The sequence below is a fragment of the Campylobacter sp. VBCF_01 NA2 genome (assembly GCF_027797205.1).
Taxonomy (GTDB): Bacteria; Campylobacterota; Campylobacteria; order Campylobacterales; family Campylobacteraceae; genus Campylobacter_B.
Genome location: NZ_CP115607.1, coordinates 1,034,259 through 1,057,927, shown reverse-complemented (window position 1 = coordinate 1,057,927; position 23,669 = coordinate 1,034,259). Strand labels below are relative to the sequence as shown.

At 40.6% G+C, this 23,669-nt stretch carries 25 protein-coding genes; 14 read left to right on the top strand and 11 right to left on the bottom strand.

Going from position 1 to position 23,669, the window contains the following annotated elements:
• The first annotated feature begins 32 nt into the window (after positions 1-32).
• Positions 33-422: a DoxX family protein gene (locus tag PF027_RS05465; RefSeq protein ID WP_270870555.1), complete on the top strand. Its 390-nt coding sequence runs from the start codon at positions 33-35 to the stop codon at positions 420-422.
• A gap of 6 nt (positions 423-428) precedes the next feature.
• Here the strand turns inward: PF027_RS05465 and PF027_RS05460 are convergent, their stop codons facing one another.
• Genes PF027_RS05460 through PF027_RS05430 form a run of 7 tightly spaced genes read right to left on the bottom strand, consistent with a single transcriptional unit; the run spans position 429 to position 5,700 of the window.
• Positions 429-1,382, bottom strand: a complete 954-nt coding sequence (locus PF027_RS05460) for a PstS family phosphate ABC transporter substrate-binding protein (protein ID WP_270872427.1) — start codon at positions 1,380-1,382, stop codon at positions 429-431.
• 3 nt (positions 1,383-1,385) lie between these two features.
• Positions 1,386-1,523 (bottom strand): hypothetical protein, encoded by a 138-nt coding sequence (locus tag PF027_RS05455; protein ID WP_270872426.1) that lies wholly within the window; start codon positions 1,521-1,523, stop codon positions 1,386-1,388.
• A 9-nt stretch (positions 1,524-1,532) separates the two neighbouring features.
• Positions 1,533-1,763 (bottom strand): hypothetical protein, encoded by a 231-nt coding sequence (locus PF027_RS05450; protein ID WP_270859332.1) that lies wholly within the window; start codon positions 1,761-1,763, stop codon positions 1,533-1,535.
• Between the two features lie 18 nt (positions 1,764-1,781).
• A complete protein-coding gene (locus tag PF027_RS05445) occupies positions 1,782-2,045 on the bottom strand; it encodes a hypothetical protein (RefSeq protein ID WP_270872425.1) in 264 nt (87 codons plus the stop codon).
• A gap of 3 nt (positions 2,046-2,048) precedes the next feature.
• Positions 2,049-2,621, bottom strand: a complete 573-nt coding sequence (hisB, locus tag PF027_RS05440; protein WP_270872424.1) for an imidazoleglycerol-phosphate dehydratase HisB — start codon at positions 2,619-2,621, stop codon at positions 2,049-2,051.
• Between the two features lie 24 nt (positions 2,622-2,645).
• A complete protein-coding gene (lon, locus tag PF027_RS05435; RefSeq protein WP_270872423.1) occupies positions 2,646-5,042 on the bottom strand; it encodes an endopeptidase La in 2,397 nt (798 codons plus the stop codon).
• A 10-nt stretch (positions 5,043-5,052) separates the two neighbouring features.
• A complete protein-coding gene (locus PF027_RS05430; protein ID WP_270869726.1) occupies positions 5,053-5,700 on the bottom strand; it encodes an outer membrane protein assembly factor BamD in 648 nt (215 codons plus the stop codon).
• 189 nt (positions 5,701-5,889) lie between these two features.
• Here PF027_RS05430 and PF027_RS05425 point away from each other — a divergent pair, with 189 nt between their 5' ends.
• From PF027_RS05425 to PF027_RS05400, 6 genes are all read left to right on the top strand, one after another.
• Positions 5,890-6,630, top strand: a complete 741-nt coding sequence (locus tag PF027_RS05425; protein ID WP_270872422.1) for a type II secretion system protein — start codon at positions 5,890-5,892, stop codon at positions 6,628-6,630.
• A gap of 9 nt (positions 6,631-6,639) precedes the next feature.
• Positions 6,640-7,647, top strand: a complete 1,008-nt coding sequence (locus PF027_RS05420; RefSeq protein WP_270872421.1) for a prepilin-type N-terminal cleavage/methylation domain-containing protein — start codon at positions 6,640-6,642, stop codon at positions 7,645-7,647.
• Complete coding sequence (locus tag PF027_RS05415) at positions 7,647-8,123, top strand: type II secretion system protein (RefSeq protein WP_270872420.1); 477 nt, start codon at positions 7,647-7,649, stop codon at positions 8,121-8,123. Before PF027_RS05420 ends, PF027_RS05415 begins: the two co-directional genes overlap by 1 nt.
• A gap of 17 nt (positions 8,124-8,140) precedes the next feature.
• Positions 8,141-8,683 (top strand): ribosome hibernation-promoting factor, HPF/YfiA family, encoded by a 543-nt coding sequence (gene hpf, locus PF027_RS05410; protein WP_270859340.1) that lies wholly within the window; start codon positions 8,141-8,143, stop codon positions 8,681-8,683.
• A 215-nt stretch (positions 8,684-8,898) separates the two neighbouring features.
• Positions 8,899-9,723, top strand: a complete 825-nt coding sequence (locus tag PF027_RS05405; RefSeq protein ID WP_270861963.1) for a YihY family inner membrane protein — start codon at positions 8,899-8,901, stop codon at positions 9,721-9,723.
• A 75-nt stretch (positions 9,724-9,798) separates the two neighbouring features.
• Positions 9,799-11,880 (top strand): RNA degradosome polyphosphate kinase, encoded by a 2,082-nt coding sequence (locus PF027_RS05400; RefSeq protein ID WP_270868097.1) that lies wholly within the window; start codon positions 9,799-9,801, stop codon positions 11,878-11,880.
• Positions 11,881-11,940: 60 nt separating this feature from the next.
• Here the strand turns inward: PF027_RS05400 and PF027_RS05395 are convergent, their stop codons facing one another.
• Positions 11,941-13,044 (bottom strand): FtsW/RodA/SpoVE family cell cycle protein, encoded by a 1,104-nt coding sequence (locus PF027_RS05395; protein ID WP_270870565.1) that lies wholly within the window; start codon positions 13,042-13,044, stop codon positions 11,941-11,943.
• 49 nt (positions 13,045-13,093) lie between these two features.
• Between PF027_RS05395 and PF027_RS05390 the strand changes: the two genes are divergently transcribed.
• From PF027_RS05390 to PF027_RS05365, 6 genes are read left to right on the top strand one after another with little or no spacing between them, the layout of a single operon-like run.
• Positions 13,094-14,116, top strand: coding sequence for an RluA family pseudouridine synthase (locus PF027_RS05390; RefSeq protein ID WP_270877221.1), 1,023 nt, complete (start codon positions 13,094-13,096; stop codon positions 14,114-14,116).
• A complete protein-coding gene (locus PF027_RS05385; protein WP_270877220.1) occupies positions 14,046-14,711 on the top strand; it encodes a hypothetical protein in 666 nt (221 codons plus the stop codon). Before PF027_RS05390 ends, PF027_RS05385 begins: the two co-directional genes overlap by 71 nt.
• 1 nt (position 14,712) lies before the next feature.
• A complete protein-coding gene (gene trmB / locus PF027_RS05380) occupies positions 14,713-15,897 on the top strand; it encodes a tRNA (guanosine(46)-N7)-methyltransferase TrmB (RefSeq protein ID WP_270877219.1) in 1,185 nt (394 codons plus the stop codon).
• Positions 15,885-16,571, top strand: coding sequence for a cell division ATP-binding protein FtsE (locus PF027_RS05375; protein ID WP_270864617.1), 687 nt, complete (start codon positions 15,885-15,887; stop codon positions 16,569-16,571). Before trmB ends, PF027_RS05375 begins: the two co-directional genes overlap by 13 nt.
• Complete coding sequence (locus PF027_RS05370) at positions 16,552-17,376, top strand: cell division protein FtsX (RefSeq protein ID WP_270864616.1); 825 nt, start codon at positions 16,552-16,554, stop codon at positions 17,374-17,376. Before PF027_RS05375 ends, PF027_RS05370 begins: the two co-directional genes overlap by 20 nt.
• A 5-nt stretch (positions 17,377-17,381) precedes the next feature.
• Positions 17,382-18,758, top strand: a complete 1,377-nt coding sequence (locus tag PF027_RS05365) for a murein hydrolase activator EnvC family protein (protein ID WP_442867980.1) — start codon at positions 17,382-17,384, stop codon at positions 18,756-18,758.
• 108 nt (positions 18,759-18,866) lie between these two features.
• Here the strand turns inward: PF027_RS05365 and PF027_RS05360 are convergent, their stop codons facing one another.
• The 3 genes from PF027_RS05360 to mraY all read right to left on the bottom strand — a co-directional run bounded on the left by PF027_RS05360 (position 18,867) and on the right by mraY (position 22,054).
• Positions 18,867-19,328 carry a hypothetical protein gene (locus PF027_RS05360; protein ID WP_270861955.1) on the bottom strand — a complete coding sequence of 154 codons (462 nt, stop codon included), beginning with the start codon at positions 19,326-19,328 and terminating at the stop codon, positions 18,867-18,869.
• A 434-nt stretch (positions 19,329-19,762) separates the two neighbouring features.
• The gene (gene murD, locus PF027_RS05355; RefSeq protein ID WP_270861954.1) at positions 19,763-20,983 is read right to left on the bottom strand and encodes a UDP-N-acetylmuramoyl-L-alanine--D-glutamate ligase; all 1,221 of its coding nucleotides are present in this window, start codon (positions 20,981-20,983) and stop codon (positions 19,763-19,765) included.
• Positions 20,984-20,992: 9 nt separating this feature from the next.
• Positions 20,993-22,054, bottom strand: coding sequence for a phospho-N-acetylmuramoyl-pentapeptide-transferase (gene mraY, locus PF027_RS05350; RefSeq protein ID WP_270861953.1), 1,062 nt, complete (start codon positions 22,052-22,054; stop codon positions 20,993-20,995).
• Between the two features lie 147 nt (positions 22,055-22,201).
• Between mraY and gpmI the strand changes: the two genes are divergently transcribed.
• On the top strand, positions 22,202-23,668 hold the full coding sequence (gene gpmI, locus PF027_RS05345) for a 2,3-bisphosphoglycerate-independent phosphoglycerate mutase (RefSeq protein WP_270872418.1): 1,467 nt from the start codon (positions 22,202-22,204) through the stop codon (positions 23,666-23,668).
• The last annotated feature ends 1 nt before the right edge of the window (position 23,669 follow it).

Sequence of the window (23,669 nt, the reverse complement as noted above, 5' to 3'; positions counted from 1 at the left end):
ATTTTAAAATTTCGCCATAAAAAGGATTATCTATGCCTAAATCATTTCCAAATTTCGGATTATTAATGCTTCGTTTGACGCTTGGAGTTTGCCTTTTTATGCACGGCGTGGCAAAGATAATGAACGGCGTGGGCGGTATAAAGGGCATGCTTGGCGCAAAGGGATTGCCTGAGTTTATCGCGTATGGCGTGTATTTGGGCGAAATCGTCGCACCCGTGATGATAATCATCGGATTTTTCACCCGCGTGGGCGCGCTCATCGTGCTTGGGCTGTGCGGTGTGATATTTTATCTAGCGCACCCTGATTTTTTGGCATTATCAAAACACGGCGGATTTGAAGCTGAAATTTTATACCTTTATATCGGAATTTCACTTTGCCTGCTAGCCTGCGGCGGCGGAAGATTTAGCGTGGTGAGGGATTAGCAAAATTTAAAATTTTATCCCCACATATCCGCTTTGCTCGATGATTTCTTGCCCTTGGTTGCTTAAAATCCACTCTAAAATTTTGGCGATATTTTCGTTTTTGTTATTTTTATCATACACAGCATAAATTTCGCCTATTATCGGATACGAGCGGTTTTTGATATTTTCCTTGTTTGGATACACGCCGTTTAGGCTTAGCATTTTAACCTTGCCGTTTGCGACGAGAGTTTCGACATAGTAACGAAACGAAAAGCCAATGGCTGAGCCAAAAAATCCAAGTGTGTTTCGCTTCATTTTTTCATCTTTCATAAACGCTACCATCGCACTTTGCGAGCCACTGCCTTCATTTCGTTGCACAGCATCAATGTATAAATTTGCCCCGCCTATTTGCGACCATTTTGTGATTTTTCCGCTATAAATTTCCTTGATTTGAGCGGTGCTTAAATTTGATACGGGATTATTTTTATGGACAATAAAAACAAAGGCTTCAAGCCCGATTGGCACGAATTCTAAATCCACGCCATTTTCTTTGGCATATTGTAGTTGCGAATTTGAGGGCTTTGCGACAAAAATCAAATCTGCTTTTTTATCAACCACAGCCTTGTAAGCACCGCGAGTGTTTGTATAGCGAAGTTTGCTTTTTTCGCTGAAATTTTCGCCGTCAAATTCTACGCCATCTTTTGGATAAATCGCATTTACAAAAGCTGAAAATACAGGAAAAAGTGCCGCCGCTCCGTCGATAACGGGCAAGTCGCCTTGCAAATTTAAATTTGCCTTTGTTTTGTAAATTTGCGAATTTTCATCAAATGGCAAAAATTTGCTAATTTTGATTGATTTTGCCTGCATTTCGGGGTTTGTGGAGTTTTTGTAGCGTTTGGTAATGCCATGATAAAATGCCAAATCAAACGCCAAAAACGCAAAAATAAGCGAAATGATTGTTAAAATTTGAGATTTTTTCACGGCTTATTTCCCGTTTGCGATATACGAAATGATAGAACATTTGCTTTGCAAATCAAAAGTATAAGCAACTAATCCAGCCACGCTAAATGCCCAAATAACGCAAATCACAAGGATTATTTTATAAAATTTTTCATCACTCATAATTTTTCCTTACATTGTAGCACCGGGCAATGACATTAAAATCATAAACACCACAAAAGAAGAAATAAGGACAATCGCTACAATTACAAGAGATAAAATTATATAAATCAATGTGTTGGTAAGTTTTGAGCCACCTCTTGTATTAAGATAGGTTCTAATTTTTTTATCGACAATTCTAACTCCGACAAGCAATAAAATCGGAATTCCCCATAAAAGTATTGTAAAAAATAAATCGCCCATTTTAAAACTTTCCTAAATTTACATATGAAAAATTGGCTCTTGGAGTATTAAATTTGTGATATATAAATCAATTGTAATAACTGCACAAATGCAGGTTATAATGGCAAATTTTAAGACTACTTTTTTCAAATTTTTATAATCCGAATTTTCTTTATCGCTTCTTTTTAGCTCAATAAAACCATATAATGAAATGATTAACAAAACTATTGTTATACTAATTGGGATAAATAAAGAATACGAAAGTATCCAAAAAAATTCAAAAAGCCAAAGTAATGTATCCATACGCTACAATACGCCTTTTGTGCTTGGAGTTCCTGTGCGTGGGTTTTTAGCCACTGCTCGTCTAAATGCGACTGCAAATGCTTTAAACGACGCTTCTGCTATGTGATGAGCGTTTTCGCCACGCAAATTTATTAAGTGGAGCGTAATATTTGCATTAAATGCAAGAGCTCTGAAAAACTCAGCGATTAACTCAGCGTCAAATTCGCCGATTTTGCCGGTTTTTAAGCCTTCATAAACCAAAAATGCTCGGTTTGATAAATCCAAAGCACAGCTAGTCGCCGCTTCATCCATAACAACCACACTATCGCCGTATCGCTCGACATTTTTTATCGGATAAATCGCTTCTTTTATCGCTTCACCCAGAACGATTCCGCAGTCTTCGACGCTGTGGTGAAAATCCACTTCCAAATCGCCCTTGCAAACGAGTTTTATATCCATTAATGAGTGTTTGCAAAGTGCTGTTAGCATGTGGTCGAAAAAGCCAATTCCTGTGCTAATCTCAGCCTTGCCTGAGCCGTAAATTTCAAGCTCTAAGCTTATGTCGGTTTCTTTCGTTTTTCTAGTTTTGCTTATCATTTCATCTCCCTTAAAAGGCTAAATTTAGACCAATGCGATTTTTAGCACATCTTCTATGTGATCGACTGGCGTGATTTGCATGGCGTTTTTGACTTCATCTGGAATCTCGTCCAAATCGCGCTCGAAATTTTTGCGCGGGATTAGGGCGTGGGTGATTTTGGCCTTGTGCGCAGCGATTAATTTTTCCTTTAATCCGCCGATTGCAAGCACAGCCCCACTTAGCGTAATCTCGCCAGTCATCGCCACATCGAAGCGCACCTTTTTCTCGCTTAAAATCGACGCAATCGCCGTTGCTAGCGTGATTCCAGCACTTGGGCCGTCTTTTGGCGTAGCGCCCTCTGGGACATGGATATGCAGGTCAAATTTGTTATAAATTTGCTCATCTTTCGTCAAATTTGCGCTTTTTTCAAATTTTAATTTTCCATTATCGATTAGGACTTTTACCACGCTAAATGCGATTTGAGCGGATTCCTTCATCACATCGCCAAGCTGACCGGTAATCGTCATCGCACCCTTGCCCTTGATTTTAATCGCTTCGATTTTTAGAACATCACCGCCCACGCTTGTCCAAGCTAGGCCATTTACAATGCCGATTTGGTTCGTTTTTTTCACGGCGTCGATTTCAAAAACCTTTTTATCCAAAAATTCTTCTAAATTTTTGGTTGTTATGGCAAGTTTTTTAAATTCACTATCTTTTAGAATTCTAACGGCGATTTTACGGCAAATCGCAGCGATTTGGCGGCGCAGGTTACGCACGCCTGACTCTCTGGTGTATTCGGCGATGATTTTTTCAAGCGCAGTAGAGTGAAAGCTGATATCGGCTGGTTTGAGCCCGTGTCGCTCTAATTCCTGCGGGATTAGATAGTTTTTTGCGATTTGAAATTTCTCTTGCGGGGTGTATGAGCTAAGCCCGATAAACTCCATTCTGTCGCGAAGTGGGGCAGGTATTTGGGAAATATCGTTCGCTGTAGCGATAAAAATAATCTTGCTTAAATCAATATCGAAATTTAGGTAATAATCCCTAAATGCTGAATTTTGCTCTGGATCTAAAATTTCGAGTAAAACAGCGGTCGGATCGCCTTTATATGAGGTGGATACCTTGTCGATTTCATCTAGCACGACGACAGGATTCATCTGTTTTGCGCTGATTAAACCCTGCACCAAACGCCCTGGCATGGCGCCTACATAGGTGCGACGGTGGCCACGAAGCTCATTGACATCTTCTAATCCGCCAAGCGCGATACGAATTAATTTGCGTTTTAGCGCAGTTGCGATTGAGTTTGCTAGGCTGGTTTTGCCCACGCCAGGAGGTCCGTAAAAGCACAAAATCGCGCCATTATTCACGCGTTTGCCCTCTTTATCCACGCTTCCGCGAAGCTCTAAAAGCTCTTTTAGCGCGAAATACTCTTCGATACGCTCTTTTGGCTTTTCTAGGGAATAATGGTCTTTGTTTAGCTGTTTGCTTACGCTTTGGATTGAGAGTTTTTCCTTTGCCATTTGCTCAAATGGGATTTCCAAAACCCAGTCTAGATAGCTTTGCGAAAGCCCTGCGTCTGCGCTGTCTGGGTGAAGGCGTGCAAATTTGTCGATTTGCTTTTTTATCTCTTTGTAGGCTTCATCGCTGATAAATGGCTTTTTTAGGTCTAGCTTTTTTCTGTATTCTTCGATTTCGACCTCTCTGTCGCTATCTGAGCCAAGCTCTTTTTGGATCTGTTTTAACTGCTCTTTTAAAAAATATTCTTTGTTGGTTTGATCGATTTTGCTATGAACTTTGCTTTTGATCTCTTTTTCGAGGCGATAAGATTCGATTTCATCGGCAATGTAGGCTATGAGATCGAAAATTCTTTTTTCTAAATTTAACTGCGAAAAAAACGAATACGCTATCTCTTTTTTGACTCTGAGCGCGCTTAGTGTTAAATCGCAAATTCGCGATGCGTCTGTGTTTTCCTCGATAGTTTTAAGCAGATCGTTTGGGAAAAAGTGCGTTAGGCTACTTAGGGCTTTGACTCTTTCTTTTAAAACATTGATTGATGCGTCGATTTTCGCTTCGTCGCCTCGCTCGTCATGGACGATACCGATAGTGGCAAATAGCGGGTTTTGCGAAATTTCGTGCAGAATTTTGCCCTTTGCAGAGCCTTGGAATAAAATTTTAACCCTGCCATCAGGAAGTGGCACTGTGCGCATGATAGTGCCGATTACGCCGATATGATAAATCCCGCCGAAGCTTCTGTCGCCGTTAAATTCGGGCGTCGAGCTTACTACCATTATCATGGATTCATTTTTTATGGCAAGATCGATGGCTCTTTTGTTTTTTTCATCGCTTATGAAAAGCGGAGTTATCATAAACGGGTATAAAAACAGCTCGTCCTCGACCAAAATTGGCAAATCTGTGGGAAATTTTTTATTTTGTGATAACTGCATTAGAAATTTCCTACTCAAATATCGCGCGATACCATGGGGATTGCGGTTTGATAATCTCGGTGCTGTTCATCGGCGAATTTTCGATTCTACTTTCATAAATTTTGGCTGATTCGTCCTTGCCAGTGCGCTCGTAAAGGTCTTTTATGTCTTTATTGAGTTGGTGTTCGGCTAAGCGAAGTTTGGTCATCATGGTCTCTAATAGCGGCCTATACTGGCTTTGAGGGTATTCGATGATAAATTTGCGAATTTCATCTATGCTATTTAGCATTAATCGCTGATTGCGACCTGGGCGTGAAAATGAGTCGAAATTTGCTCTGATTTTTAGGTATCTTGCATATTCGATTTTTCTCGCGGTGCCGTATCTGCGTATGTATTCGTCTAGATATTTGTTTGCTTTTTCGTAATTTTCGTCATCGACGAAGGCTTGCGCCATAATCAGCGTCATTTCTTCCAAAAGCGGTGAAGCGATGTGCTCGCTAGCAAAGCTCGTGTAGTGCGTCTCGGCATCATCGTATGAAAGCGAGTTTAAATCATCTAGGATTTGCGCATACCATGCTTCTTGGCTGAGGTTAAAAAGTGTGCCATCGCCTTTCGAGCTACAACCGCTGATAAATGCGACAAATAAGGCACAAAGTAGAAATTTGATTAAATTTTGCATATTTTTTCCTTGTGAAATTTTAACCCGCAATTCTATAATATTTAGGTAAATATACACCAAAATTTCACTCAAATTTTAAAAATTTCATTTTGTATGCGTAAAAATAGCAAATTTAAGGTTTTGCGTTGTATAATTATGCGTCTAGCAGTGGATATTGAGTATCCATGAGTAAAATTTAAGGAAGGCGAGATGAAAAAGGGTTTCACTCTGATCGAGTTGGTCTTTACCATCGTAATCTTGGCTATTACTACAATGGCCATACCGCGTATAGTCGCTCAGACGGTAAATTTGAATATGTTTGCCGTGCAACAGGAGCTTGTTTATAATGCTAAATCTATGATGAGCCGTATTCAGCCGGCGAAGTGGGATAGTGCATATAGTACTTCTGCTGGTTGTACTGGCGGTTGTTCAAATGCTAATGTTATTCATAGTGTGAATATAGCTGCTGGTGCGACAAAAGAAAGTAGAGTCGGGATTTTGGATTCGGAAGGCAAGGATAAAAAAGATAGTATTAGCGATGTGGGTCCGACACCGTATGGGAATTTTGGCATAGGGGTTGGTTCTATTCGATACGCAGGAAAAGATAAATCTATTAGCGCAAATCAACCTTATTGGGATTTAGATGATTATCAAGGTTTTAAACATAAGATAAAAAGTTCAGATTTGGTTACAGGCGATTTTGTTCTTAATACAGAAACTGTTGTTAGTGTAGATTATGTAGCTGATCCATTAGTAGTTGGAAATTATAATAATAGTTCTACTTTGGTAGCTAATTTTGGCACTACTCCTGCGAATGGAACTCCTACAAATGTTAAAATGGTAAATGTAGTCACGAGAAACGAAGATGATCCAGGGGCTAGCGTTGCACTTAGATATTATGGTTTTAATATAGGCTCCGGTTCTATGAAAATAGATAAGCAACAGTATTAGGAATATGACATGAAAAAGGGTTTTACTTTAATAGAATTAGTAATGGTCATAGTGATTTTGGGTATAATCTCTATGTTTGGTGCCGATTTGTATTCTCAAATATATAAATCATACTTGCATACCCGTGCGCTAAATCAGTTAGAATCAAGGACGCAAAACGCGATTACTTTAATATCAAATCGATTGGAATATCGTATTTATGGAAGTGTAATCGGTAGAGAAGCGGGTAAGCCTATAACGGATTTTATCAATCTTGCTGGTATTAGTAAAGATCACGATATTATCGAGTGGATTGGTCAAAGTATAGAAACTAAGAATATAAATAATTCAAATCCTGGTTGGAGTGGTTTTGTGGATATGAGCTCTATCCCAAATCCTTTTAATGATGCGGATAATAAGGCAAATTCTATACTTTCTCAGGGTAGTAGTTTGAATAGTGTGAGTAATATAATTGATAAATTGACATGTGTTAATAGATCTAATTGCGCAACAGGTAGATATAATGATTTTGTTATTATATTTACTTATTTGGCTAATGACTATGATGGTGTGAATATCGATGGTGCGTATGGATACAACGGCACAGGCAATAATAGCGATAGAGTTTATGTAGCTAGTGCAACAGTAGGCAACAATGATGATGAGAATTTGACTATCACAAATTATCCAACTCGTTTGGACAATGTTGGCGCTACTGTTCGAGAGTTCTCAGATCAATACTATTTGGCGCATTCAGCATATGCTATTTATCCTACTGGAACACAAGTGGTTAATTATGGTGGAAAAGCTGGCAAAAATTTCGATCTTACATTAGCTTATAATTATAGACCATGGGCAGGTGAAACATATAGTGACGCAACAACACAAAAAGTTTTGTTAGCAGAAGATGTGTTTATGTTTAGATTTAGAGATGATAATGGTGCTGTCGAAATGAAACTATGTATGAGAGATAATGGTAGAAATTTTGACCCTAATCAATTAGATATGATTATGTGTAAATCTCAGGTGGTGTACTAATGAAAAAGATGAGAAGAGCTTTTGGCTTGATAGCCGCAATATTTTTTATCGTTTTAGTTGCCACTACGGCTATTACTGCGCTTTCTATCGCTACGATGACAGCCCGCGATACAAATAATGCTCACAACCGCGAGCAGGCTGTGCTTTTAGCGCAAAGTGCGACAGAGTATGCTGTTTTGGCTATGCAACAACATGTGTATCCAACCACAACTACTGACAATGCAGAGTGTCTAAATCAAATTGACATTACTTATCCAAGTCGTAACAATTCTCTTTTTGACATAAATGTTACAATCAGTTATTTGGATGCAAATATGCCTGCTAGGTGCAACAGGGCAACAACAACCGCATTTAGCAAGACGACTGGAAATGCTGTAACTAGTCACGCAGCCATTATTGATGTTGTCGTTACTTCGACACCGGCTCTTGATTCACCACGAATCAGATACCATAGAAGAACAATACAAAAACCTTAATTTCAATGGAGGAAAGAATGAATTTAAGTATAGTAGGAAAACAGTTTGAACTAACAGACGCTATTAAGGATTATATCACACAAGCGTTTGATAGTCTAAAAAAATACAACCTTGACATTATATCAGGTCGTGCTGTCGTATCAGCAGATGAAAAACAAGGTCGCAAGGGCTTCGTCATGGATTTTTCGCTAAATTTAGCTCACCAAGACACAATTGTAGTGCGCGAAAAAGACAAAGACCTATACGCAGCGGTAGATAACGCAACAAATCGCCTTGCAAAAGTGCTTCGTCGCTATCATGACAAGGTAAATTCGCACAAAAACCGCGATGATATGAAACAAAGCGCAGTAGATGAAATCATCAAGGCTAGCGAGCCGAATTTAGACGATAATGTCGATGAAATCGTCCCAACAGAGTTAGATCTTTACAAACCGCTAGAAATCGACGAGGCGCTAAATAAATTAAAAGAAAGCACCGATCAATTCCTAGTTTTCAACGATATGGACGCTAAAATGCGCGTTTTATACAAACGCAAAGACGGCAAATTTGGATTATTCTAGGATTTGATTTTCTAAATTTTGCCAAATTTCACGGACAGGTTCGCCTGTCCGTTTTTTTATGCCAAATTTTTGCAGAATTTAGAATTGCAAACTACAAATTTAAAAATCAAAATTTATAAATTCCACAAATTTAAAGAATTCCAATTTTTGCCAAATTTAACCTTTCTAAATTTCATTTTTACCCAAATTTTTAAAATTTTAGCTAAAATTGCGAAATGAAAAATTTAAAGATATTTTTGGACGAATTTAAAATTTTTATCAAATCCTGGCGCAAGATTTACGATCCGCACCTCATGCACTACGCCTCGTCGCTAAGTTTTCACACTATTTTGGCATTGCTTCCCGTGCTTATGGTATCTTTGAGCGTATTTATGCAGCTGCCTAGTTTCCACGATTATTACGCCAAAATCAAGGCATTTATCTTCTCAAACCTGCTTCCAGCCAACCAAGAAAGCCTGATTCCGTATTTGGAAGAGTTTATGGCAAACGGCCTAAGCCTTGGCGCACTGGGATTTTTGGCTGTGCTTGTAACTTCGATTTTGTTTTTTGATGATTTTGAGGAGATTATCGCGCAGATTTCGCACTCGCCAAAGCGCGGATTTTTCAAAGGCCTTAGCACATACTGGACGCTTATGACACTAGCTCCCGTGGGGCTTGGCGCGTCGTTTTTCATTAGTTCAGAACTTCAAAATTTACTCGATAAAACCGAATTTTCTAGGTGGATAAATTTGCTCTCGGTTTTGCCATTTGTTATCATTTGGGCTATTTTTGCTATCACTTACGCTACGGCGATAAACCGCGAAATTCGCCCCAAAGCCGTGCTTATATCCTCTCTCGTAGCCTCCACATTATGGTGGATTTCTAAGATTATTTTCGCGCAGTATGTGTTTTATAACAAAACCTATCTTAGCATTTACGGCTCATTTTCGGTAGCGTTATTTTTCTTTTTGTGGATTTACATAAGTTGGATTTTTTATCTAAATGGCGTGAAATTTTGCGTTTATTTGGATAATTGCTTTAAAAATTTAAAGCGCAATTAAATTTCATAAAAAACACATTTTAATCTTTTTTGAGTTATAATCTTAAAATTTTTAATCCAAAAAAAAGGAAATAAAATGGAGCAACAAAGCAAATTTTTAAATAGAGAGTTGAGTTGGCTTCGCTTTAATTCGCGCGTTTTAACTCAGTGTCAAAAGCAAATTCCACCGATTGAAAAATTGAAATTTGTAGCGATTTATAGCACAAATTTAGATGAGTTTTATATGATTCGTGTGGCTGGGCTTAAACAGCTTTTCACAGCTGGCGTAACAGCTAGCGGCGATGATGAGATGACGCCATTGGAGCAGTTGCGCGAGATCCGCTCATATCTCAAACACGAGCAAAACGAGCTAGAAGCGCACTATATCGCTATCAAAGAGGAGCTTAGCAAAAACGGCCTTTTTATCAAAAACTACGACGAGCTAACCCCTGATTTAAAGCTAAGCGCCGATGAGTTTTTCTTCAACCAAATCATGCCGGTAATTATCCCAATCGCCGTAGATGCGACGCACCCGTTTCCGCACCTAAACAACCTTAGCTTTTCGATTGCAGTCAAACTCTGCGACGCAAATGCGCCAGAGGCGATTCATTTTGGTATGATTAGGATCCCGCGTGTGCTTCCTAGATTTGTGCAGGTCGCAAAAAACACCTATGTAACGATTGATTCAATCGTAAATCGCCACGCTGAGGAGATTTTCCCGGGCTATAAGCTAATTAGCTCGGCTGCGTTTAGGGTTACAAGAAACGCTGATATCGTAATCGAAGAAGAGGAAGCAGATGATTTTATGATGATACTCGAAGCAGGTCTTAAACTGCGCCGCAAAGGGGCTTTTGTGCGACTTCAAATCGCCAAAAACGCAGACCCTGATTTGCTAAATTTCTTAAACGAACATCTTAAAATTTTCTACAAAGACATTTTCGAGTGCTCGATCCCGCTCACACTTGACGGGCTTTGGGAGATAGCTGGCAACAAGGATTTTTCCTATCTAGCTCACCCGCAGTATCTGCCAAAAACACTGCCTCCCTTTAACGAAAACACCTCAGTAATGAGCGCAATGGAAAAAGATGATATTTTGATTTTTCACCCTTATGAGAGTTTCGATCCAGTCCAAAAACTCATAAAAGAAGCTAGCAAAGACCCCAAAGTCATCTCAATCCGTATGACGCTATACCGCGTGGAGAAAAACTCGCCAATCGTCCAGAGCCTAATCGAGGCTGCAAGCGATGGCAAACAAGTAACCGTAATGGTCGAGCTAAAAGCTAGGTTTGATGAGGAAAACAACCTGCACTGGGCAAAGGCGCTAGAAGACGCTGGCGCGCATGTGATTTATGGAATCGCAGGTTTTAAGGTCCATGCCAAAGTCACTCAAATCATCAAAAAAGAAGACGGAAAGCTTAAATTTTATATCCACTTAGGCACGGGCAATTACAACGGAAGCAGTGCGAAAATCTACACCGATGTGAGCTTTTTTACTTGCGGGGATACTTTCGATAAGGATACGACGAATTTTTTCCACATACTCTCAGGTTATAACAAAAACCGCAAACTAGGCAATCTCTCAATGTCGCCAATGCAGATAAAAGAGAGAATTTTAAAGATGATTAAGGTCGAAGAGAGCAAGGGAAGTGACGGCAGAATCATCGCTAAAATGAACGCCCTCGTCGATAGCGATATGATAAAGGCGCTTTACAAAGCGAGCCAAGCCGGGGTAAAAATCGATCTCATAATCCGTGGAATTTGCTGTTTGCGCCCAGGTGTGGCGGGACTTAGCGAAAATATCAAAGTCCGCTCAATCATCGGCAAATACCTAGAACACGCTAGAATTTTTTATTTCAAACACGCAGAACCATGCCTATATATCGCAAGCGCGGATTGGATGCCACGAAATTTAGAGCGTAGATTGGAGCTTATGACGCCGATTTATAGCGAGGCTTTGCAAAATAAATTAAAAGAAATTTTAAAATTGCAGCTTAGCGATACCGAGCTTGCTTACGAGCTTGGAAGCGACGGCGAATATAGCGCAATTAGCGTGGCAAACGAAGCAGAGCGCATTAATAACCACGAGTATTTGGAAATTTTCTTTAACAAAATTTACAAATCTGCACGCAAACACGATGACGGCGCGATTTTAGCGACGAAACTTCTAAAAGAGAGTTAAATCTATCTGGGCTAAATTTACACGCTAAATTTAGCCCAAATTTAGCCAAAATTTCAAAATTCACAGCCTAATACTTATCGTTTTGTAATTGTCTTTGTTTCTAAAAGTCAGCAAATTTTGCAAAATTCCAAACAAAATCATAAATGTGATAAAACTGCTTCCCCCGTAGCTAAAAAACGGCAGCGGCACACCCACGACAGGGGCAAATCCGATGACCATGGAGATATTAACCCCAGCGTAGATAAAAATCAGCGTCGCCAGAGCCGAGGTAAAAACCCGTATGAGATAATCGCTACCAAAGTCGTAATTTAGGCTAAGCAGGTGCATGATTAAAAGCGCGTAAAAGCCGATGAGCGCGAGTGCGCCGACAAATCCGAAGCGCTCGACCATATAGGCAAAGATAAAATCGCTCGTGGCAATTGGCAAAAATTTAAAGTGAGTTTGGGTGGCTTCTTCTAAATTTTTGCCGTAAATTCCGCCATTTCCGATAGCGATGACGGCTTGTTTGACCTGATAGTTGTGTTCTTCGCTCAAAAAATCCGTAATGCGCTTTTTTTGGTAATCGTGCAGGTTGTTATAAAGCACGGGCGAGCTCACGCTAAACGCTAACACCAGCGCAATCCAAATTTTTTTATTCACGCCGATGATAAAAAGCGTCGCAAATCCCATTAAAAAAAGAATTAGCGCGGTTCCGAGGTCTGGTTCTTTGGCGATTAGCGCAAATGGCAAAAGTATATAAAAGCTAAATTTAGCGAAATCCTTCACGCCATAACCCTCGGGCGGTGGCGGATTTTTATGGATTAGATACATTAGCATTAGCATGCACGCTGGCTTCATAATCTCGCTTGGTTGGAGGGTAAAATGCACAAACGGCAACTCCAACCAACGCTTCGCGCCAAGCTTGCTAATGCCGAAAAATTCCACGCTTAAAAGCAGGGCGATATTTACCCAGTAAAACAGCGGAATCAAATACAAAAATTTGCGAATCGGAAACAAAAAAAAGACCATAAAAACAACAAAACCAACCCCAAAATAAACAAGCTGTTTGTTGCCAAGTGCGGTGTTTGCCTCGCTGATTAAAAGGTATGAAAAAATAATAATTGGCAAAATCAGCAAAGGTTGAATATAATCAAAATATGATAAAATCTTTTTGTCAAATTTCAAAGTAAGTCCTAATAAATTTTGGGCGATAATAACAAAAAAAGGTATAAATTTGGATAATTTTACAGCAGATTGCGTGGCGAGAATCGATGTTTTTTTAAGCGAAAATTTGGGCATTTCGCGCAATCAAATTTCGAATTTAATCAAATCAGGCAGTGTTTTTATAAACCAAAAAATCATAACCAAATCATCGCAAAAGCTAAATTTGGGAGATGAAATTTGTGTAAATTACCCTGCGCCTACTCATAGCGATGAGGCGAAATTTAGCTTTGAGGGCGAGATTGAAATTTTATACGAAGATGATGATTTGCTAGTGTTAAACAAGCCCGCTGGCGTGGTCGTTCATCCAGCCCCAAGCGTCAAAGAAGCCACGATTGTAGAGTGGCTACGCCAAAAAGGATTTATGCTCTCTACGATAAATGGTCAAATCCGCGCAGGTATCGTTCATCGCCTAGATAAGGGCACTTCTGGCGCGCTAGTCGTAGCTAAAAACAACGCCACGCACCAAGCCCTAAGCGCGCAATTAAGTGATAAAAGCATGGGGCGAATTTACCTTGCTTTAACAGATTTGCCCCTAAAAGAGCCATGCCTGATAGATCGCCCGATTGATCGCAACCCAAACAACCGCCTAAAAAAGGCGATAATTTCGGGCGGACGCGAGGCAAAAAGCGCGTTTTATACGATTTTTAGCGATGATTGGGGACAGGCGAAATTTAGCCAGAGCAGTAGCGACAAATTTGGCAAAATCAACCTAATCGCAGCCAAGCTTTTTACTGGGCGCACGCACCAAATCCGCGTGCATTTAAGCTCGATTAATCGCCATATTATCGGAGATTATTTATACGGATTTAAGAGCGAAAAAGATAAAATAGCAAGAATTTTACTTCACGCTTATGTGCTGTATTTCACGCACCCACGAAGTGGCGAGCGTATGCAGATTACAGCGCCTTTGCCGGTGGAGTTTGAGAATTTGATACAAAATCACGATAAAAAGGATGAAATTTATGAAAAAATTTTACCAAGTAGCATTTTGCGCGAGTTTAGCGATACTAGCGGCTGGTTGCTCCTCTCATAGTGTGCCGGGCGGAAATGACGCAAGCTTGCCACGCGTCGAGGGTATTAAAAGTATCTCTGGCACGAACGAAATCGGCTTAGAGTGGCCAAATTATGGCTCATATCCTAACCTTTTAGGATTTGTGGTTTATCGCGCTGATATGGGCGGTGGCGAAGCGAAAAAAATCGCAACCCTTAGTGATCCATACACTACGCACTTTGCCGATACTCGCTTAGAGCCAAACACATCGTATAAATACACCGTGCGCGCTTATGGCATAAATGGCGTGGGCGAAAGCTCGCCTGCTGCGATTGTAAGCACGACAAAGACGATTGATTCTGTGCCGTTTGCGCAGGCTTACGCACTGCCAGATCGCGTGAAAATCATTTGGCGTCCGCACCCTGATTTGCGCGTGGCAAGCTACACTATCGAGCGCAGGGTCAAAGGCGCTGATTCGTGGAGTGGCGTCAAAGATATCGCAGGCAGACTTAGCGCAGAGTATATTGATTATGTAAATTACACCGCAGGATACGAATACCGCATAATCGCAAAATCGCAAACAGGCATGCTCTCGCTTCCAAGCGCGCCAATCCAAGTAAGTCAAATGGCGGAATAAATTGCCAAATTTTATTGCAAAAAGCGTAGAACTACCACGCCTTCCATTTAGCAAGGAGGGCGTGGAGCTTTTGGAGTCCGCTAGCGATGAGAGTTGCACTCTCGTGCGCACAAGGTGCTTTGATAACGAATTTTTCGTCACTCTCAAATACACCAAAGACAAAGTCGTAGTCAAAGGCGAAAAAACCACCAAACCAGCCAAAATTGGTATTTTGCAACGCGCACTTGAAATTTACAAGAAAGAATTCGCAAGCGGTGTGATTTTTAGCGCATTTGCTTTCAAAAGCAAATCCCTAACCCAAAAAACTCCGCTCGTGCTAGATGAAGATGAAATGCTAAATTTGCTCAAAACCACGAAATTTAGCCAAATTTTCGTCGAAATCGGCTTTGGTTCGGGCAGACATTTGCTCTATCAGGCTCGCACAAATCCGCAAACGCTGGTAATTGGAATCGAAATTTACAAGCCTAGTATCGAGCAGGTCGCAAAACTAGCGATTAAAGAGGGTTTGGAAAATGTCGCTTTGATAAACACTGACGCGCGAATTTTACTTTCATTAATGCCTGCAAATTTGCTCTCTCGCATATTTTTGCACTTTCCTGTTCCGTGGGACGATGCCCCGCACCGCAGAGTCATTAGCGATGAGTTTGTTCATCAATGCGTGCGAACTCTCAAAAAAGGGGCGAAATTTGAGCTTCGCACAGATAGCGATATGTATTTTGCCTATGCGTTGGATAAATTTGGCGTAGCGCAAAGTGCAGGGCGTGGCGCGATAGACCACTTTAAAAACAGAGATTTAAGCGTTAGCTCGAAATACGAGGATCGCTGGCGCAAAATGGATAAAAATATCTTTGATTTGATTTTTACTAATAGTGATGAAAACGGCGAGGAACCAGCGAAATTCGATATGAATTTCTCAAATTTTAACCCGCAAAAAATAGAGGCAAATTTCAAAAATTTGACTATCAAAGGCGAGGGATATTTCGTGCATTTTGAGAGAATTTATAAATTTGATGATAGCGATGAGGTTTTGATTTTGACCTCGTTTGGGGCGTTTGACTTCCCGCAACAATGCTTTATTCGCATCGGGGCAAAGACGGAGTATTTTTTAAAAACTCCGCTAGCTACAAGCGAAAATTACAAAGCACACAAAAAAATAATGGAGATTTTTGAGTTATGGCAGGCATAGGAGCTGATAATAACATAATCACCGCCGAGGGGCTTACACTGGGATATGATAGCGGTGAGGTCATAAAAAATGCTAGTTTTGGCATAGGCGCAAGAGATTTTGTCGTAATCACCGGCAAAAGCGGAAGTGGCAAAAGCACGCTTTTAAAATCATTTTACGGCGATATGGATATCAAAAGTGGCGAACTTAATGTTTGCCTGTGCGATTTAAACGGCATTAGTCGCAGTGATTTGCGCGCACTGCGCCAAAGAATCGGCATAATTTTTCAAGATTACAGGTTGATTAATGAATGGACGATCGAGCGAAATATCATGCTGCCGCTGATGATTATGGGCTATAATGAGCAAGTCTGCCAAGATCAGGCCAAAAAACTGCTCCGCCATATCGAGCTTGGACACAAAATGGGCAAATACCCGCTAGAACTAAGCGGTGGCGAACAGCAGCGCGTCGCCCTAGCACGCGCTATGGCGCACAATCCACGCTTGCTACTTTGCGACGAGCCTACTGGAAACTTGGACGATTATTCAAGCGATATTATTTGGAATTTATTGCGCTCGGCATGCGAGGCGTGGAACGCTTGCGTGGTTATCGTAACGCACAAAATGCCTAGCACTTTGCGTTTTGCGCATAGACATTTCGAGATAAAGGACTCCCATGTCACTGAGATCGATTAAAACGCATTTTGGGGTTATTTTTTCGCTTGTGGCGCTTTTGTTTTCGGTGCAGTTTGGAATTTTTGTAAATAATTTAGCCAAAAGTTACGAAAAATCTATCCAAAACGAATACAACATCGTCCTTGTCTCAAAAAAGGCGCTAAGCTTAGAGGAAGTGCAAGATAAGGTCAGCGATATCAGCCAAATCATTGAAATTCCAGCTGATAATATCACAGATAGATTAAAGGGTAAAATTTCAGAAGCAGCCTTTGGCGAGCTTAGCAAAAATTTGCCTAAATTTTACAGCATTAAGCTCGAAAATTTCCCAGACAGCGCGCGTTTAGAGGACATAGAGAGCGCGCTAAAAAGCATGGGTTCGCTTAGCAGGGTTGAAATTTTCAAAAAAACCCACGATGATATTTTTAAAATTTTGCTACTAATTAAAAGTTTGGTTTATGGATTTGCGCTTTTAATCGTGGTTTTAGGCCTTATGCTAATTCACCGCCAAATGCGAATTTGGGTCTATGAGCACAAAGAGCGAATCGAGATTATGGAGCTATTCGGCGCTAGTTTTATGATAAAAAGTGGCAGGCTATACCGCATGGCGCTAGCCGATAGCGTGTTAGCTACGCTAATTGTGGTGGCGTTTTATCTAGCGCTTCCAAACTGGCCGATTTTCATGCAAACCGTGAGTCAAATCACAAATTTAAGCGAGACGATTGTTTTGCCGTATGAACCGCTCATTTTGTTTGGTATCGCTGTGGGGCTGACATTTATCGCAGTTACATTTGTAATGCTAGAAGTAAGTGGTAAAAAATCACAATGAAGCGTTTGATGATACTGTGCGCGCTTGCGTTTTTTGCATACGGTGCACCGACTACAAAGGAAAAAATCGCCCAAAGCAACAAAGAGCTAAAAACCTCTAAACAAGAGGAGATGAGGCTGTCTAAAAAAATCGATGAAATCGCTGATTTAATCGTGCAAGAACAAAACGATTTTAAAAAGCGTGAAAACGAGATAAAAGAGCTTAGCCAAAATATCGAGGAACTAAAAGAAAAATACGCAAACGAAGAGCAAGAGCTAGAAAATCTCAAAAAACAAAACGCAACCTTGCTTAGCGTGCAAAGCGAGCTAGAAAATAAAATCGTCCAAATCATCTCCCAAGAGCTCTCATTTGATCTCATCAGCGACACAAATTCCAGCGTTACGCCTGATTCTATCGTGGCTAGCGAGGTTTTAGGCGGATTAGAGAGCGTGATGAATAGCGAGCTAAATAAGCTAATGAAGGATTATGAAAATAATAAAAATTTCATCGACGAACAAAACAAAAAAATCGCTCAAATCAACGAAAATATGGAAAGTTATAGCCAAAAAAAGATAAATTTGAGCGAAAAGCAAAACGCACAAAAAGAAAAAGTAGCTAGCCTGCAAAAAAACAAAGATAGCTATATCGCCCAGCTCGAAAAGCTAAACGCCGAGCAAGACGCGATTGCAAAAACCTTAGCCGAGCTAAAAATTATCGATGATAAAGAGGAGCGCGAAAAAGCTGAAAAAGCGGAAAAGGAACGCATAGCCAAACTAGAAGCGCAAAAGAAAAAAGAAAAAGAAGCCAAACAAAAAGAGCTTGAAGCCAAGAAAAAAGAGTATGAAAAACAAAAAGCCGCCGCCAAAAAAGCTGGCAAGGAAGCTCCGCCTGCGCCTAAATTTGAGCCAGAGCCTGAATCTGAGCCTAGCGAGCCAGCTGATGAGAGAGTTAGTAAAATCAACACCAAGGTCAAACAATACGGATCTAGCTACCAATCCTCTCGCGTGAAAAAATACACTGGCGCAAAAACCTCTGCACCGCTTGACGGGGCGTATGTGAAGCGTAAATTTGGCAATTACAGCGATCCTGTGTATAATATCAAGCTTTTTAACGAAAATATCGTGTTAGGCTCGAAAAGTGGCGACACGCAGGTAAAAGCGGTGCTAGCTGGCAAGGTCGTATTTGCCAAAGAAACAGCCGTGCTAGATAAGGTCGTCATCATCGAGCATGCGGGCGGAATCCACACGATTTATGCGCATTTAAATCAGATTCCAAATACTGTGCGCGTGGGCTCTTCGGTCAAAAAGGGCTACACAATCGGCAGAATTAGCTCGGATCTAACCTTTGAAGTAACGCAACAAAACTACCACATAAACCCACTGGATTTGATTTCGCTTAAATAGATTTTCTTGCAATGTCTAAATTTGGCATTGCAAGAATTTTATAAAAAATAGAAGCTGTAACAAAAAATAAAGCTGTCTAAATTTATAAAATGCAGAAAAAGAGTTAATTTAAATTCCATAACATTGATTGTCTGCCAAGCAAAATATGGCAAAAAATCTAATACCTATCTTTCTTTTAACAAACATACTAAAAATATTACCTACAAAAGGATTACTAGAAACTCTTGTATCTATAATATCTTTACGATAAATTACAAATTCTTTGAAAAAATATTTCTTTATCACAATTCTATCGTTGTATGATTTTGCATATTCAAAAAATATAGTAGAACAAAAGGCATACGATGAAAAAATAAATATAATCAAAAAAATAAATCGTTCTAGCGTAATCGACGAAATCAAAAATATGGGGAACAGTGTGCCAAAGGTCATAAAACCAGTAAGTAATGAAAAAATAAAAACATACAATGGATTTCTGTTACTTATGATAAATGGTTCTTTATTGTTTTCCGAATTTATGGTTTCATCTAAATTTTGATTATTTTCCAAATTTTCTTTTAACTTTTCCAATTTTAATCCTTTAAATAAAATTTCTTTACAAATTCAAATTCGCTCGTATCGTTTTGCTATGATACGAAATTCTGTTTTTAAATTTATGATTTTGTAAATTTCGTTGTCATTGCGAGAGTTTGAAAAACTCGAAGCAATCCAGAGAAATTCCGATAAATTTTAATCCACAAATGAATTTTGTTGAATTTTAAATTTTCTCTAAATTTTACTGGATTGCCACGCTCGTTGCACTCGCTTGTAATGACAGCAAATTTGCAAAATTTAAATTTTAAAGTCGTAGATTGCCACGAATTTTGCTAACGCAAAATTCTCGCAATGACAAACTCGGCGTAAATTTTGCCTAATAATTTGTCATTGCGAGGAGCGAAGCGACGAAGCAATCTACGAGTAAGAAATTTAAAATTTCTAAATTTGCAAAAATTTCGGCGCAGTGTTTAAATGGCTAAATTTGCCACGCACTCTTTAAATAAATTTCCCCGTTGGGCGTAGCTTTTAAACTGATCTAGGCTAGCGCAGGCTGGGCTTAGGAGTGCGACTTCGCCCGCACCAGAGAAATTTTCATCTATTTTGGCGACTGCGTTTTTCAAAAATTCGCACCTAATGCACGGAATTTTAAATTTTTCGCATAAATTTACGAGTTTATCGGTGTTCGAGCCAATCGCATAAATTTGCAAATCATACGGCGCAAAGCTCGCAAAAAGTGGCTCCAAATCCACGCCCTTATCATCGCCACCCAAGATTAGGTGGATTTTTTTGTCCTTGTAGCGTTTGAGGGCTTGCGCGCAAGCATCGATATTTGTGGCTTTTGTGTCATTTACCCACATGCGTTTTTTTACATCAAAAAATTCTTCTAGTTTGTTTGCCTCGATTACAAATTCGTTCAAAACCTCCACGCTAGCGCGATCTGTGAGGATTTTTTCGATACAAAGGGCTAAGATAGCGTCTAGCAAAAACGGCGTTTTAAATGAAATTTTTTCAATTTCGATTTCAAATTTGGCTGCCAAATCATTTTCATCTTCGTAGCAAATCACCCTTGCGCGCGAGTTTTTCACAGCCTCGCTACTGGCATACGCAGCCGGTATTAATGCGACTGAACCCTCGCTCATAGCTAGAAGTGGCGAGAGTTTGACACGCTCGTATTCAGCGAAACTGCCATGCCAGCTAAGATGATCTGGCGTGATTGGCAAAAGCGCGTAAATGCCAGGGCGAGCGTGTTTGGTGTAATGGATAGTAAAAGAGCTAGTCTCTAATATCCAAATTTTCGCACTCTTGTCCAAAAGCGCGAGTGGTGTGCCTACATTTCCGCCCATAAGCGAGCCGTGGCTGGCTAGGAGATGCTGTGTCATCTGCGTGGTTGTGGTTTTGCCATTTGTCCCGCTAATCCAAATTTTAAAAGGCGCAGTATTTGCGAAGTAATCATACTCACTGATTAAATTCCTAGCGGATTTTATTAGATTATGCTCTTTGGGAAATCCTGGGCTTGGGATTTCTAGCTCGCTTTTTGCGGGGTCAAAAAGGCAAGGGTTTAAAAGCGCATTGCCAAATTCGTCAAATTTCGCAACGCCCTCTTTGAAATTATCATCGTAAATGTCCCAACCGCCGCTTTTTGCTAACGCTTTTGTGGTAGTGCCATGCCCAAATAGTGATTTTTTCATTTTTTTTCCTTATCTTAATTTTATCGAAGTTAGCGCGATTAAATTTGCCATTAGCGCGATTATCCAAAACCGAATTATGATTTTGTTTTCGCTCCAACCTTTTAGCTCGAAATGGTGATGAATAGGCGCCATAAGGAAAATTCGCCTTTTAAACATTTTAAAGCTTCCCACCTGCAAAATCACGCTTAGTGTCTCCATAACAAAGACAAATCCGATAATAATCAGCAAAAATTCATTTTTTGTCACAATCGCGCAATATCCCAAAAACGCCCCTACGCTCAGGCTTCCACTATCGCCCATGAAAACTTCGGCTGGGTAGCAATTAAACCACAAAAACCCAAAAAGTGCGCCGATAAGGGCTGCGATGATGATACTTAGCTCGCCCACACCTGCGATTTTTGGCAAAAATAGGTATTGCGCATAAATCGCGTGTCCGCACAAATAGGCAAAAATACCAAGGCTAGCTAGCGAAAACACCGAGGGAATTGTGGCTAGCCCGTCAAGGCCGTCGGTTAAATTTACAGCGTTTGAGCTCGCGCTGAAAACTATCATCCAAAATACAATGGCGAAAAATTCTAAATTTATTATGTGATTTTTTACGAAAGGCAAATACAGCTCGCCACCAAGCGGACTGAAAATATACAGCGTAAATGAAATCCCCAAAGCTAGGGCGTTTTGGAGTAAAAGTTTGGTTTGCGGGCTAAGCCCTGCGTGGTTAGAGGCACCCAAAATTTTAGACAAATCGTCCTTAAATCCTATCGCGCAAAACCCAGCTAGCGTGATTAAACCGCAGATTGTGAAAATGCTAAATTTCACGCACAAAACACTCGCCACAATCGCTGAGAAAACAAAGACAAGTCCGCCCATTGTGGGGGTTTTGGACTTTTTTTGGTGTGTTTGTGGGGCTAGGTCGTAGATAGGCTGGGAGGCGTTTTTGGCTCTTGCCCAAGATATGAATCGTGGCATTAGATACACGCTTAAAATAAAAGCTATGAAAAACGCGATTCCAGCGCGCGCTGTGGTGTATTGAAAGAAATTTATATTTGTGATTTGGTAGATATAATATAACAAAATTTGCCTTTTAAATTTTATTTTAAAACCGATTATTTTAATACTTTCTTTGTAAAATTTAGCTTTTAAATTTTAAATTTTGTGATATTTGCTAAAAAAAAGTATAATGCGAAATTTCAATGTCCGCATTGAATTTAGGAGAAAAATATGAAACAAAAAACAATTCTTGTGATAACTGACGGCATTGGTTGCAACCAAAGTGCCGAATTTAACGCCTTTGCTGCAGCCAAAAAGCCGACTTATGATATGCTTTTCGCCTCTGTGCCAAACACGCTACTTCGCACATCTGGGCTTGCGGTGGGCTTGCCTGAGGGGCAAATGGGAAATTCTGAGGTCGGGCACATGACGATTGGAAGCGGTCGCGTGCTGTATCAAAATCTAGTCAAAATTGATAAAATGATCGAAAATGACACCCTAAAAACTGCGCCCGAAATCGTAAATTTGCTAAAAATTTGCCCTAGGGTGCATGTCATAGGGCTATACAGCGACGGTGGCGTGCATTCACACATGCGCCATTTCGACGCGCTTTGCCAAATAGCAAAAGACGCTGGCGCGCAGGTTTTTGCCCACGCTATCACCGACGGACGCGATGTAAGTCCCACAAGCGGGGCAGGGTTTTTGCAGGCTTTGGAAGCAAAATTTAGCGTAGGAAGCGTTTGCGGGCGGTTTTATGCTATGGATAGGGATAATCGCTGGGAAAGGGTGCAAAAGGCCTATGCTGCGCTAATGGGCGAGGGCGAGAAGCAAAAAATCTCCCCAAGCGAGTATGCTCGCAAAAGCTATGAGAATGGCATTACGGACGAATTTATCGAGCCAGCGATTTTTGGGGAATTTGACGGGATTAAAGAAAATGACGGAATTATTTTTGTAAATTTCCGCAACGATAGGGCGCGTGAGATTTGCCAAGCTTTGAGTATGGAGGATTTCGCGGGATTTGAGCGTAAATTTTGCGTGCGAAATTTAATCACCATGACAGAATACGACGCGAAATTTCCATTTCCAATCATCGTCAAAAAGGACATTTTGCAAAATACTCTTGCCGAGGTCATCGCGGACGCAGGACTTAGACAGCTTCACACCGCAGAGACCGAAAAATACGCTCATGTTACATTTTTTTTCAACGGCGGCAGCGAAGAGTGCGTGCAAAACGAAACTCGCATTTTAATCGACAGCCCAAAGGTGGCGACCTATGATTTATGCCCTGCTATGAGCGCGCACGCTGTGTGCGAGGCTGTGATAAAGGGTATCGAGGGGGGCGAGGATTTTATCGTGGTAAATTTCGCTAACGGCGATATGGTTGGCCACACGGGCAACTTCGACGCTGCGGTTAAGGCAGTCGAGGCGGTAGATGAGTGTCTGGGTAAAATTTACGCTAAGGCAAAGGAATTTGATTACGCTTATGTGCAAATTTCAGATCACGGCAACTGCGAGCAAATGCGAGGGGCACAGGGCGAGCTTCTCACAAACCACACGACTTTTGATGTGTTTTGCTTCGTAAGCGCGCAGGGCGTGAGTGAGTTAAAGCAGGGTTTTGGACTTAGCAATGTCGCGCCAACTATTTTAAAGCTAATAGGGCTTGAAATTCCAGCGCAAATGGACGAGGCGCTGTTTTAAG

Coding starts and splice junctions, on each gene's coding strand:
- PF027_RS05465 (WP_270870555.1), top strand. CDS start 33: ATGCCTAAATCATTTCCAAATTTCGGATTATTAATGCTTCGTTTGACG.
- PF027_RS05455 (WP_270872426.1), bottom strand. CDS start 1,523: ATGAGTGATGAAAAATTTTATAAAATAATCCTTGTGATTTGCGTTATT.
- PF027_RS05450 (WP_270859332.1), bottom strand. CDS start 1,763: ATGGGCGATTTATTTTTTACAATACTTTTATGGGGAATTCCGATTTTA.
- PF027_RS05445 (WP_270872425.1), bottom strand. CDS start 2,045: ATGGATACATTACTTTGGCTTTTTGAATTTTTTTGGATACTTTCGTAT.
- hisB (WP_270872424.1), bottom strand. CDS start 2,621: ATGATAAGCAAAACTAGAAAAACGAAAGAAACCGACATAAGCTTAGAG.
- lon (WP_270872423.1), bottom strand. CDS start 5,042: ATGCAGTTATCACAAAATAAAAAATTTCCCACAGATTTGCCAATTTTG.
- PF027_RS05430 (WP_270869726.1), bottom strand. CDS start 5,700: ATGCAAAATTTAATCAAATTTCTACTTTGTGCCTTATTTGTCGCATTT.
- PF027_RS05425 (WP_270872422.1), top strand. CDS start 5,890: ATGAAAAAGGGTTTCACTCTGATCGAGTTGGTCTTTACCATCGTAATC.
- PF027_RS05420 (WP_270872421.1), top strand. CDS start 6,640: ATGAAAAAGGGTTTTACTTTAATAGAATTAGTAATGGTCATAGTGATT.
- PF027_RS05415 (WP_270872420.1), top strand. CDS start 7,647: ATGAAAAAGATGAGAAGAGCTTTTGGCTTGATAGCCGCAATATTTTTT.
- hpf (WP_270859340.1), top strand. CDS start 8,141: ATGAATTTAAGTATAGTAGGAAAACAGTTTGAACTAACAGACGCTATT.
- PF027_RS05405 (WP_270861963.1), top strand. CDS start 8,899: ATGAAAAATTTAAAGATATTTTTGGACGAATTTAAAATTTTTATCAAA.
- PF027_RS05400 (WP_270868097.1), top strand. CDS start 9,799: ATGGAGCAACAAAGCAAATTTTTAAATAGAGAGTTGAGTTGGCTTCGC.
- PF027_RS05385 (WP_270877220.1), top strand. CDS start 14,046: ATGAAAAAATTTTACCAAGTAGCATTTTGCGCGAGTTTAGCGATACTA.
- PF027_RS05375 (WP_270864617.1), top strand. CDS start 15,885: ATGGCAGGCATAGGAGCTGATAATAACATAATCACCGCCGAGGGGCTT.
- PF027_RS05370 (WP_270864616.1), top strand. CDS start 16,552: ATGTCACTGAGATCGATTAAAACGCATTTTGGGGTTATTTTTTCGCTT.
- murD (WP_270861954.1), bottom strand. CDS start 20,983: ATGAAAAAATCACTATTTGGGCATGGCACTACCACAAAAGCGTTAGCA.
- gpmI (WP_270872418.1), top strand. CDS start 22,202: ATGAAACAAAAAACAATTCTTGTGATAACTGACGGCATTGGTTGCAAC.